Here is an 11,602-nt window from a genome sequence, read left to right as displayed (position 1 = left end):
TCACGGTGGACACCCTTGCCTTAAGCTAACAGTTCCTACTGCCAAGCCTGTAGTGGACTTTCACCACCAAGTTATAGCCCATGCCGGGCGCACTAAAAAATAAGAACATGAAGGCTTTCTCCTCATGTTCTAAAGATATGATTAAACACGAATAGTTAACGGATTTACCCCCTCCCATATACTCCCAACTTGAAGTAATTGTTTTTCCGAAAGATGGTTTCCAATGAACTGCATACCTAAAGGAAGTCCTTTGGAATCTAGCCCCATCGGTACTGCTAAGCTGGGAATACCTGTTAAATTTACAGGAACGGTAAATGACAGACAGTGCCTAATTACATCTAAATTTTGCTCAACCCAATTCTGGGCAAAGGCAGGGGTGGTAATGGGGATCGTTGGACCTAGTATAATATCAACCTCGTTAAAAGCTTGTTGGAATGCTTCAACCAGCTTTCTTCTAGCTGCTTGTGCTTGCATGTACTGTGGTGTATACGTTAATGTACCTGCTAGAAAGAAAGAGCGAATATCCACTGAGTAATCTTCTGGACGAGTCTGCAGCCATTTGTAATGAAAAGCAGAAGCTTCCCCCGTTACAGTTACATAACCCGAATATGTAGACATCGCTAATTCTGGTATCTCTATTTCACGTATTTCAGCTCCTAATCTTTTTAATATGATCATTGCCTTGTTAAAAACAATTTCTACATCTGCATCTAATCCTTCCAAATAATAACTAGGAATTCCAATTTTTAACCCTTTCATCCCTTTATTTAAGTTCTCAGTATAATTAGGTATTGGTACATGAAGGCTTGTCGGATCATTTGCATCATAACCGGCCATATACTGAAGCATGAAAGCCAAATCAGTCACCGATCTTGCCATGGGTCCAGCATGATCTAATGATCTCGCCGTAGGAATCACCCCATATGTGCTTAGGAGCCCATAAGTTGGTTTCAGTCCATAAATCCCACACATTGCAGCAGGTAAGCGGATAGAGCCAAAAGTATCTGTACCAGTTGCAATGGTTGTAAGACCAGCAGCTAAGGCTGCACTGCTGCCACCACTTGAACCACCTGGCATATATTCAATGTTCCAGGGATTCCGTGTCGTACCGAAGAATGGATTGGTGCCTGTGGACCCAGCGGCAAGTTCATGCATATTTAATTTGCCCAACATAATGGCGCCTGCTCGAAGCAATCTTTTTGCAACCGTAGCTGTTTTATTAGGGACGAAATTCACAAATAGTTTTGAACCAACTGTCGTTCGGATCCCTTTTGTCTGAAAATTATCCTTAATTCCAATTGGGATTCCGTGTAATGGCCCTTTATATTGTCCTTGCATGATTTCTAATTCGGCTTTTCTCGCTTGTTTTAGAGCTGTTTTGTGAAGTGGCGTAATATATGTGTGGAGGAGTGGATCCAATTCATCTATCCGGCTTAATGTATGTTTTGTTATTTCTACAGGAGACAATTGTTTCGTTCTGATTAGGGGACCTAGTTCTGCTGCCGTTAAAAAAGATACGTCTGTCATCGTAACAGCGCCTTATCGACAATCAAAATGGGAATTTCTTCATTTAAATTAGGGAATGCCTCAAGAGACCCTTGAGTCTGTTGTATGATGGAAAGTATGGAATGAATATAGGGGATATCTGTTTCATAAACAGGAAGATGCTGTACTAACAAACCCTCTCTTATAAAATTGCTGCCATTCACTTATATACCTCCCTTTGAGGACATTATATTAATAATATGGATAATAATTGCTGAGGAAAAACAAATATATCTGCGATTTTTTGGGAAAAGAATAGGGAAATATTTATTGATATTTCCCTAGCATTTACTCTGTGAGCATAATTATGTTCGTTCCCAAAAACGTTGTTGAGCAATTGCTGAGATAAAATTTCTTTCAAAATTAGGATTATTCCCAGCAAAGACAACTCCAGCTGAGGCTTTGATTTGAAATTGAGACTGTGCTGTTGTAGCAACACCAATTGGTTTATAATGACTGAACGCAACTCTTACGAAATTCATAACATCTTGATGAAATTTCGCTTCATTTTTAGCCCTGCCACCAACAACATATAACGAGTCAAGAAGATATGGACTGGTTGTGATAAATGTTTTGTTAACTTTTATTTGTGTTCCATCCGCACCAGTAACAGTGCCTAGCTTTTCACTAACAATTTCGATAAAAACTCCATTTTGCTTTAAATAATTCAATACATTGGTTACCTCATTGCTGTTAAAACCATTACCGATCAACACACCTACTTTTTGTGTATACGCATATTTTGGTGTATTGGCCTGGCTAAGAGAAGGATAACTTGTAGAAACTGGGACATTATCACCGCTCGGCCTGTTGACACCAATATTTTCGGCAACAATATTCGCCATTTCTTTATCCACATTGACAAGTATATCAACAACTTGCTGACGGACAGATTCGCTTCTTACACTTCCAACTTGATAACTTAATCCATCGATCGTATGTTGCTTTTCAATGGGGGTCAGACTGTTCCAGAAGATTCGTGGTTGCGAAAAATAGTCTTTGAACGAATCACTTCTCGCTCTAATTTTATGACCTTCCACCTTACCCGGATAATCCGTATAACCACCTTCTTCTGGCGGCACTGTATATGGTGTGTTATTTAACAGGGAATTTTGATGATAGTTCACCTGATCAACATCAATTCTTTGCCTCATTGCGCCTCTTCGCTGGTTATTATGAAACGGACAGAGTGGCTTATTAATTGGTAATTCCGTGTAATTGGCGCTACCTAGTCGGTGTTGTTGTGTTTCTCTATATGCCATTAATCTTCCCTGCAAAACAGGATCATTGGAAAAGTCAATTCCTGGAACAACATTGGCAGGGTTAAAAGCGACTTGCTCAGACTCTGTGAAATAATTATCAATATTTCTATTTAATGTCATCTTACCGATCATTTGAACAGGGACAACCTCTTCTGGCCAAAACTTTGAAGGGTCAAGAACATCGAAGTCAAAATTAAATTCATCTTCCATCGCAATTAACTGAACACCTAGCTCGTATTCAGGATAAGCTCCCTTATCAATTGCCTCTCGAAGATCTCTTCTATGAAAGTCGGGATCAAGTCCTCCGATTTTCAGTGCTTCATCCTGTAGAAGGGAATGAACCCCCAGAACCGGCTTCCACACATACCTCATAAAGGTGGCTACTCCTTGCTCATTCACAAATAGATACGTATTAATGGACCAGGATTCCATCATTCGGTAACTTCTGAGAATGCCCCGATCAGACATAATCCATAGCACCATATGAAGCGCTTCATCATTATTGGCCACATAATCCCAAAAACGATCGTGTGCACCAGAAGCCGTAGGTATATCATCAGCTTGTTTAGCTTGGTACGCATGCATCGCATCTGGAAATTTCATCGCATCCTGATTAATTAATACAGGCATCGCAATGGTTGTTAGGTCGACATTTCCTTCCTCTGTATAAAGCTTCACACCTTGACAACGTAAATCCCTTGCTGTATCATAGGATCCCTTTGCCCCTTGAACAGTTGAAAAACGGATTGTTAATGGCGTCTTTTTTCCCGCTTCCTGTAAGAATCCCGCTTTTGTCACATGTCTCATCGACTGATAACATTCAAACTCTCCATATGCACTATAACCTCTTGCATGGACGACCCTTTCCGGAATTTCTTCGTGGGTAAAATGTGACATTTTTTCAAAAAACTCATAATCTTGACGTAAACTCGGTCCGCGTATACCGGCTTTCAGTTGGTCCTGATCCTGGGATCGTTTTTTCCCTTCCTGGGTCGTCATAGGTTTTCCCTTGTCTCGAACACGGTACTGATTCAATTGTTCTTGTTTAGAATTTGTTTTGGAAGGTCTATTATCCTTTGATGACTTATCGTCCATTTTATCACCCATCCTTATTAAATTTTGCCAACTACATAAATACATATGAATTTGCTGCAAATTTAGAACAAGATTTGCTTTTCCAACTATAAAAGAAGGATTTTGAAGCCTATGTCAAAGTTCCAAAGAAAACTTTGACATAAGCCTTGATAGATTTAGGTCAATTAGCAATCATTTCTATCGTTTTGAAGTTCATTTTCAGTAAATTGGTCCATCTCGTTATCCTCTGCAAATTCCAGATTAACATTATCTACATCTATTTCTTGATTGTGATCATTTTTGTTAAAATTGTGATCACGTTTTTGAAGTTCTGCTTTTTTATCTCGCTCCATATTCAATCTCTCCTTTGGTTGTTTTGAACAGCATTTTGCTTTTGCTATCCTTAGCGTATTGTGCCGCCTCTGTTAAAAAGTATTCCAGCTACTTCATAGAAAAGGGATTGCTACTTATCACTAAAAATGATGGGAAATCACTGTCCCATTCCATTAATGGCTTCGCTCCTATCACCTTATGTACAAGGGACACAACTTCTTTTTTCCCCTCACTTAGTTTGCATGGTTGCCGAGCTTCCTTTCATTATTGTTTTTTATCCGTGATGAGTATCTATACATTTTTTAAGAATTATATAGGCATTTATCCTTCCACCTTTCTTTTTTCTACATATGGTAATACTGAAAGATTTTTAGGAGGTGGAGTTGTATGTCTGAGGGATTTGGATTTGGCGGAGGATTTGCATTAATTGTTGTTTTGTTTATCCTCTTGATTATTGTAGGTGCCGGTGGTTTTGTCGGTGGTTATGGATATTAAAAAGGTAAAATGATCATAAAAAGAAAACTCGGACCGGAGAAATTCTCCAATCCGAGTTTTTGGTTTTTTCTTAACTCCTGTACTACACTTAGCTTTATTGCATTTGCGAGGATGTGTTTCCAGAGCCTTGTTGACTGCCACCTTGCTGACTCATACCAGATAACTGAGGGATCATATTTTGCAACTGTCCCGCTTTTCCGGTCATCATACTATAAGCCACAGCACCAATCCCAATGGAAGCAATAATTGGTAAAACCTGAACATTGCTTTTCATTCAAACAACATCCTTTCTTTTGTGAACTTGCACAAGATGTAGAATCAACCAATACTACAATCTTATATTGACCTGTTTACCTTAAAGTTTTACATAGAAGAAATGTCCAATCTTCTGGAAAAGTTAGGTTGGATGCATTTTTAGCGGGAAGAGTATACTATCCTTGTCTACTTTAGTCAAAAAGAAAGGGGTTATAATAGTGGATAAAAACTTATCATATGGAGCGGATCATAAATACATCCCTACTACATCGATCGGGAATGGTATTGGTGAAGAAGTTTTACCTGACTTATATTGTTACACAATCCAAATTGTTAATGTAGCAATGTTAGGCCGCAAAGATGATTCTTCTTTTGTTCTAGTAGACGCTGGTATGCCCCACTCTGCCCCTGCCATTATTGCAGAAACTGAGAAGCGTTTTGGTAAAGACAGTCGCCCGGAAGCTATTATATTGACTCACGGGCATTTTGATCATATTGGAGCTGTAATTGAATTAATCGACCACTGGGACGTTCCAGTTTATGCTCATCAGTTAGAACTTCCCTTCTTAACCGGGGAAAAGGATTATCCACAGCCTGATGCCACTGTTGAAGGTGGAATGGTCGCAAAAATGTCACCATATTTCCCAAATGAAGCGATTCAATTAGGAGACCGAGTCCAAGTGTTACCAGATGATGGAACAGTCCCACATATGCCGGGATTCCGCTGGATTCACACGCCTGGACATGCGCCCGGACATATATCATTCTTTAGAGATGAAGATCGAGCTCTTATTGCAGGTGATGCCTTTATTACAGTTAAACAAGATTCCCTTTACAAAGTTTTTACCCAAGAGCTAGAAATTAATGGCCCACCTAGATATTTAACAACAGATTGGGAAGCTGCCCGTGATTCTGTTAAAAAGCTCGTTGCTTTAAAACCTGCGGTTGCGATTGTGGGACATGGTGTCCCATTAAAAGGTGAAGTGCTAACCCAAAGCTTAGATAAGCTCATCAAACAATTTGATCAGATTGCCATTCCGGATTATGGAAAATATGTAAATTAATTCGTGTAGGCTGTTAAGGATTTTTCTTAACAGCCTTTCTTTACGTATATTTAACTCAATTTTTTCTCACAATAACATCAATGTTATTTTCTGAGGAAAAGGAAAGATATTTTCATGAATATTATTTGGCAAACTCTTTTGATATTTATTATTGGTAGTGCTTTACTGCGTGTAAGTGGGAGAAAAACAATCTCCGAAATGACCATGCCGCAAACAATTATTATGCTCATGTTAGGAACATTACTCATTGAACCAGTTTCAGGAAATGGCTTATGGACAACCTTTGGAGTTGCAGCTTTATTATTATTCACACTAATGGTTACGGAGTACTTTCAATTAAAATCCGATAAAATCGAAACGATTATTTCAGGCAAAGCCATTTCTGTCATTGAAAACGGTATGATAAATGAAAACAATATGAGTAAATTGCGGTTAACGGTAGAGCAGTTAGAGGGAAGATTGCGCCAAAAAGGAATTTCCTCGATTGCAGATGTGCAAATGGCCACAATGGAAGTTAATGGACAATTAGGTTATCACTTAAAAGAAAATAAACAACCAGCAACCAAGGAAGATATCCAACAACTTGTTCAACTCATACAAAATGGCTATCAAAATGAAGAAAAGAAATCACGTTAAAAGATAATATTTTTTCAGAAATGGTTGAAAAGGAGAAATCTGATTCAGCAAATTATTTACAATAACATCATATTTGAGGAACAAGCAGGAGGAAAGATCATGGCACAGACGCTTACTGAAAAATTGATCAAGTCACATTTGGTTTCAGGAGAGATGGTCACCGGAAAGGAAATTGGTTTAAAAATTGATCAAACCTTAACCCAAGATGCCACAGGAACAATGGTTATGTTGGAATTAGAAGCAATGGGTATTGAATACGCCAAGACAGAAGCTTCTGCCCAGTATGTCGATCATAATTTAATTCAAGTGGATAACAAAAATGCAGATGATCATTTATTTTTACAAAGTGCAACCAGACGCTTTGGCATTTACTATAGTAGACCTGGTAATGGTGTAAGTCATCCAGTCCACATGCAAAGACTGGCAAAGCCAGGTAAAACTCTTTTAGGTTCTGATAGTCATACATGTGCAAATGGCTGTATGGGTATGCTCGCTATGGGAGCTGGGGGAATGGATGTTGCTCTAGCGATTGCCGGTGAACCCTTTTATGTTAAAATGCCACAAATTTGGGGCATAAAACTAACCGGGAAATTACCTGATTGGGTTAGTGCAAAAGATATCATACTTGAATTATTGCGCCGCTATGATGTAAAGGGTGGAGTGGGCAAAGTAATCGAATATTACGGGCCCGGTGTTCAGACCTTATCAGCTATGGATCGCCATGTCATCGCAAATATGGGAGCAGAACTGGGGGCGACAGGAACGGTCTTCCCATCTGATTCAGAAATAAGGCGTTTCCTGAAAGAACAAGGAAGAGAAAAGGACTGGATTGAATTACAGGCTGATAAAGGGGCTACATATGATTTACAGGAAGAAATCAATTTGTCTCAGTTAGAACCTTTAATCGCTAAACCTTCAAGCCCAGGAAACGTTGTCCCTGTTACGGATGTAGCTGGAACACCGATCTATCAATCCTATATTGGTTCTTCTGCCAACCCTGGATATCGCGATTTTGCGATGGCAGCAGAAATCGTGAAAAATAAACAGATAGCAAAAGGGATTTCATTTGATATTAATCCAACTTCCAGACAAATGTTGACAGATCTAGTAAAGGAAAGCCATATCGCTAGTTTATTACAATCTGGAGCAAGATTACATCAAGCTGGGTGTAATGGTTGTATTGGAATGGGACAAGCACCTGCTACAGGAAGAAATAGCCTACGGACAACGCCACGAAATTTTCCAGGGCGTTCAGGTACAAGAGAAGACAGTGTTTTTTTATGTAGTCCTGAAACAGCAGCAGCTTCTGCATTAACAGGCGTCATCACAGACCCGAGAACATTGGATTTTCCTTTTCCAAAAGTAAAAGCACCTAAAAGCCCGACCATCGACTTCTCCCTTTTGGATCCCCCCCTGGCAATGGAAGAAGCTAGGCGTGTGGAACTATACAAGGGGCCCAATATTGCTTCCATCCCTGCTATGGATCCACTCCCCGACCAAATGGAACTTCCAGTCTTATTAAAAATGGGAGACAATATTTCAACAGATGAAATTCTTGCGGGCGGCGCTAGGGTGCTACCATATCGTAGTAATCTTCCAGAGATAAGTAAATTTACCTTTGAAATTATTGATGAAAGCTATTATACCCGTGCGAAGGAATTAGCCACCAAAGGTGGGCATGCGATCGTAGGTGGGTTTAACTATGGTCAAGGCTCCAGTCGTGAACATGCGGCTCTTGCCCCACGTTATCTTGGATTGCAAGTTGCTTTAGTGAAAGACTTTGCTCGTATCCATTGGCAAAACTTGGTAAATTTCGGCATCTTACCGCTAATCTTTTCACAACCAAACGACTACGATTTGCTACAACAGGGGGATATTCTCGTTCTTAATGAATTGCATGAAAAGCTTGCAAATAACAATGAATTCACAATCGAGATGAAAGGTAGAGAGGAAAAAATTCGTGTAAAGCATTCTCTTTCACCTCGTCAATTGGAAATCATGCTCCAAGGAGGCATGATTAACTGGATTAAACAAAAGCAAAACTAAAACTTAATCAAAAAGGAGGTTCCTACCAATGGTGGATCGAGAATTAACTTGTAAAGCTTGCGAAGGAACAGGGATGTTAGCTGATGACGAAGGTTGGCAATATAATTGTAGTGTTTGTCGGGGGGAAGGAGTCTTACCAGTCAATGCCGCGAAGCAATCTGCAGAAATTATGGACGTGGATGAAAACAACCGATTATTAGATTAAGGAACCCATCACTTCAAATCAATGTTTATCAATACTAGTTAAAATGGCAAAGGCGGCCTTTCAATTAAAAGGTCGCCTTTTTTAAGTTGCAACTGGAAGTTTGATATGCACACATGTACCTTTTCCTTCTTCACTTGTAAAGTGAAGTGTGCCATGATGGTCTTCAATAAGTTTATAACAAATCATTAATCCTAAGCCTGTTCCCTTTTCTTTATCAGTATAAAAAGGTTCTCTTAGTCTTTGCAACCGCTCTTTGGAAATCCCTTTCCCCGTATCGATAATATTCATCCGAATAAAGCCTTCGGAGTAATATGTTTTAATCCGAATATTTCCACCGTGAGGCATTGCCTCAATGGCATTTTTTATAATATTTATTAGGACTTGTTTAATTTGTTTCGCTTCACATGAGACAGCAGGAATAGGTGCTAAATTTCTATTTAACACAACATCATGGATCGTAGCCTCCGGATGCATGAAAGACATAACTTCTAGGATGATTTTATTTAAATTTTCTTTTTTAAAACTTATATTTGTTTGTGGCTTCGCAAGCAATAAAATTTCTCCCATAATAAATTCAATTCTCTCTAATTCTGACAAAATAATATCACTGTATTCGCTTTTTGCCTGTTCAGATAATAATTGAACAAATCCTTTAATAGTCGTGAGCGGATTTTTAATTTCATGAGCAATCCCAGCTGCCATTTGTCCAATTGCCCCTAATTGATCCAGTTGTTTAATTTGATTATTCTTCTCTTTTAACTCCGTAATATCTCGCAAAATACTAATATGCCTTTTAACTGTGCCATCCATTTCTAATATTGGCGTGATTTCAAATAAAAACCAACGCAATTTATTTTTTCTAAGATCGGTGGCTTTAAATTCTAATGTTCTGTGTCCACTGTTTGTACATTTAAAAAAATGCAGTAATTGCTTTGGCTTTTCAATATCAAATCTCTTACGTAGTAACGATGGTTTATTATAAAGATCAACAAGATTTAGATCCAATTTTCTTTCAAAAGCAGGACTAGTATAAATGATTTTATTCTTTTCTAAATCAAATAGAATGATTAGTTCGTCAATATGCTTTGTAATATCAAGTAGCAAATTTTCTTCTGTTTCCAATGTTTCATTTTGTAATTCAATTAATGTTTTATATTCGTCAATTTCCGTTTGATCCTTAATAATCACCAAAATCCCCTTGATATCTTCCTCAGAAGAAAATACAGGAGAAATTGTTAATTTTGCTGGAAACATTTGATCCTCATTTTTTCTTCTACGTAAAAGCTGTTGATAGACAATTTTTTCTCCATTTAACACTGATTGTACCATTTTGTAAAATTCCTGTTGTAAATTTTTAAATGGAAATATAAGCGGTTTTCCTAATAATTCTTTTTGCGTACAATCGAACATCTTTCCAAATGCTGGGTTAATCGAAAGGACACGGCCACTAAAATCAAGAATGACAGAGGCTTCTTCATAATGATCAAAAAAGGTATGTCGCCATGAAATAGTCGAACGCCTGTCGAAAAATTCCAAACTTTCCTCAGAAAAATTTACAGTCTGTTTTAAATGCCCAGATTTATGTACTATTAAGTGCTCCAAACTTTCATCCCCTTTTTCGACACTCCCTTTTGAAAGCCGCTACATTTCACCATTTATAGTTTAACAAATTTGAACAGAAAACGTAATATAATAATAATATAAATTTTAAAATTTTATATTATTCGTTCAATTTGGAATTTATCCAGTCATAAATGAATTGATAAACTTCCAAATGATTCATTTCATTTAAGAGTTCATGTCTATTTTGCTCAAAAAATGCAGTTTTAATATTCTCCAAGCCATTATTTTCCCATTGTTTTACTACTTTATAAACCCCTTTTAAATTTTTCCCACCTACAGGATCATTCTCTCCACTTATAAGAAGAACGGGAAATCCAGATGGGACCTTACGAATTTGCTGATCATCATGAATTTTCTCTAAACCAACAAATAAATCGTAAAAAAAACTATTGCTACATATAAATCCACAAAAAGGATCCTCAATATATTCCTTTACCTTGCTTGTATCACGGGTTAACCAATCAAATTCTGTTTGTGGATGAGGAATCTTCTTATTATAAGAACCAAAAGTAAGGCGATTTAGAAACGGACTCGGGGCTGTTCCTCCTCTTTTACGAATTTCTCTACTAGCCAATTTCTTTCCGATCTTTCCAGCTATACCAGGGTTACCTGCTGTGCCCGATATGATAGCTCCTTTAATAGTGTGAGGGTATTTTTGCATGTACCTTCTAGCTAAGAAGGATCCCATACTATGACCGAACATAAAGTGAGGTACATGAGAAAATTCTTGTTGGATCGTTTGATTTATTAAATATAGATCCACTACCGCCCTTTCAAAACCATCGTGATCGGCAAAATACCCAAATTGGCCCATTCTTTTTCCTGTATAGCCATGACCACGATGATCATTTCCATATACAAAAATTCCTTTACTTACTAAATATTGAGCAAAATGGCTGTAGCGCTCAATGTGTTCTGCCATGCCATGAGAAATTTGGAGTATTGCTTTCGGGGTTATAGCGGGGTTTATCCACTTCTTCATAAAAACTTCCACTCCGTCATCCATTGTTACCCATTTTGTGGTAGTCTCCATCCTCCTCACCTCCCAAGCAAGATCACTTATT

At 38.1% G+C, this 11,602-nt stretch carries 12 protein-coding genes; 5 read left to right on the top strand and 7 right to left on the bottom strand.

Features of this window, described 5'->3' with window-relative positions; translation table 11 throughout:
- Positions 1–141: 141 nt before the first annotated feature.
- The 4 genes from J2Z23_RS16940 to J2Z23_RS16925 all read right to left on the bottom strand — a co-directional run bounded on the left by J2Z23_RS16940 (position 142) and on the right by J2Z23_RS16925 (position 4,234).
- Positions 142–1,527, bottom strand: coding sequence for an amidase (locus tag J2Z23_RS16940; RefSeq protein ID WP_209974646.1), 1,386 nt, complete (start codon positions 1,525–1,527; stop codon positions 142–144).
- Entirely contained in the window at positions 1,524–1,709 is a 186-nt protein-coding gene (locus J2Z23_RS16935; protein ID WP_057987168.1) for a hypothetical protein, read from the bottom strand. The genes J2Z23_RS16940 and J2Z23_RS16935 overlap by 4 nt, the downstream gene beginning before the upstream one ends.
- Positions 1,710–1,850: 141 nt before the next feature.
- Positions 1,851–3,902 carry a catalase gene (locus J2Z23_RS16930; RefSeq protein ID WP_209974644.1) on the bottom strand — a complete coding sequence of 684 codons (2,052 nt, stop codon included), beginning with the start codon at positions 3,900–3,902 and terminating at the stop codon, positions 1,851–1,853.
- Between the two features lie 164 nt (positions 3,903–4,066).
- A complete protein-coding gene (locus J2Z23_RS16925; RefSeq protein ID WP_165589638.1) occupies positions 4,067–4,234 on the bottom strand; it encodes a hypothetical protein in 168 nt (55 codons plus the stop codon).
- A gap of 367 nt (positions 4,235–4,601) precedes the next feature.
- Between J2Z23_RS16925 and J2Z23_RS16920 the strand changes: the two genes are divergently transcribed.
- Positions 4,602–4,709 carry a YjcZ family sporulation protein gene (locus J2Z23_RS16920; protein WP_082881265.1) on the top strand — a complete coding sequence of 36 codons (108 nt, stop codon included), beginning with the start codon at positions 4,602–4,604 and terminating at the stop codon, positions 4,707–4,709.
- Positions 4,710–4,803: 94 nt separating this feature from the next.
- Here J2Z23_RS16920 and J2Z23_RS16915 read toward each other — a convergent pair whose 3' ends face one another.
- The gene (locus tag J2Z23_RS16915) at positions 4,804–4,983 is read right to left on the bottom strand and encodes a hypothetical protein (protein WP_057987162.1); all 180 of its coding nucleotides are present in this window, start codon (positions 4,981–4,983) and stop codon (positions 4,804–4,806) included.
- A 199-nt stretch (positions 4,984–5,182) separates the two neighbouring features.
- Here J2Z23_RS16915 and J2Z23_RS16910 point away from each other — a divergent pair, with 199 nt between their 5' ends.
- The 4 genes from J2Z23_RS16910 to J2Z23_RS16895 all read left to right on the top strand — a co-directional run bounded on the left by J2Z23_RS16910 (position 5,183) and on the right by J2Z23_RS16895 (position 8,915).
- A complete protein-coding gene (locus tag J2Z23_RS16910; RefSeq protein WP_057987160.1) occupies positions 5,183–6,028 on the top strand; it encodes an MBL fold metallo-hydrolase in 846 nt (281 codons plus the stop codon).
- A 114-nt stretch (positions 6,029–6,142) separates the two neighbouring features.
- The gene (locus J2Z23_RS22745) at positions 6,143–6,664 is read left to right on the top strand and encodes a DUF421 domain-containing protein (RefSeq protein WP_338018443.1); all 522 of its coding nucleotides are present in this window, start codon (positions 6,143–6,145) and stop codon (positions 6,662–6,664) included.
- Positions 6,665–6,763: 99 nt separating this feature from the next.
- Complete coding sequence (locus J2Z23_RS16900; RefSeq protein ID WP_057987157.1) at positions 6,764–8,710, top strand: aconitate hydratase; 1,947 nt, start codon at positions 6,764–6,766, stop codon at positions 8,708–8,710.
- A gap of 28 nt (positions 8,711–8,738) precedes the next feature.
- The gene (locus tag J2Z23_RS16895; RefSeq protein WP_165589637.1) at positions 8,739–8,915 is read left to right on the top strand and encodes a hypothetical protein; all 177 of its coding nucleotides are present in this window, start codon (positions 8,739–8,741) and stop codon (positions 8,913–8,915) included.
- An 81-nt stretch (positions 8,916–8,996) separates the two neighbouring features.
- Here J2Z23_RS16895 and J2Z23_RS16890 read toward each other — a convergent pair whose 3' ends face one another.
- Both J2Z23_RS16890 and J2Z23_RS16885 read right to left on the bottom strand, forming a co-directional pair.
- Entirely contained in the window at positions 8,997–10,517 is a 1,521-nt protein-coding gene (locus tag J2Z23_RS16890; RefSeq protein ID WP_057987155.1) for an ATP-binding protein, read from the bottom strand.
- 118 nt (positions 10,518–10,635) lie between these two features.
- Positions 10,636–11,571: an alpha/beta hydrolase gene (locus J2Z23_RS16885; RefSeq protein WP_209974643.1), complete on the bottom strand. Its 936-nt coding sequence runs from the start codon at positions 11,569–11,571 to the stop codon at positions 10,636–10,638.
- Positions 11,572–11,602 lie beyond the last annotated feature (31 nt).

Source organism: Lederbergia galactosidilytica (assembly GCF_017873565.1).
Taxonomy (GTDB): domain Bacteria; phylum Bacillota; class Bacilli; order Bacillales; family Bacillaceae_C; genus Lederbergia; species Lederbergia galactosidilytica.
Note: the sequence above shows the minus strand (reverse complement) of the source record. Positions and strands in the feature narration are given on the sequence as shown.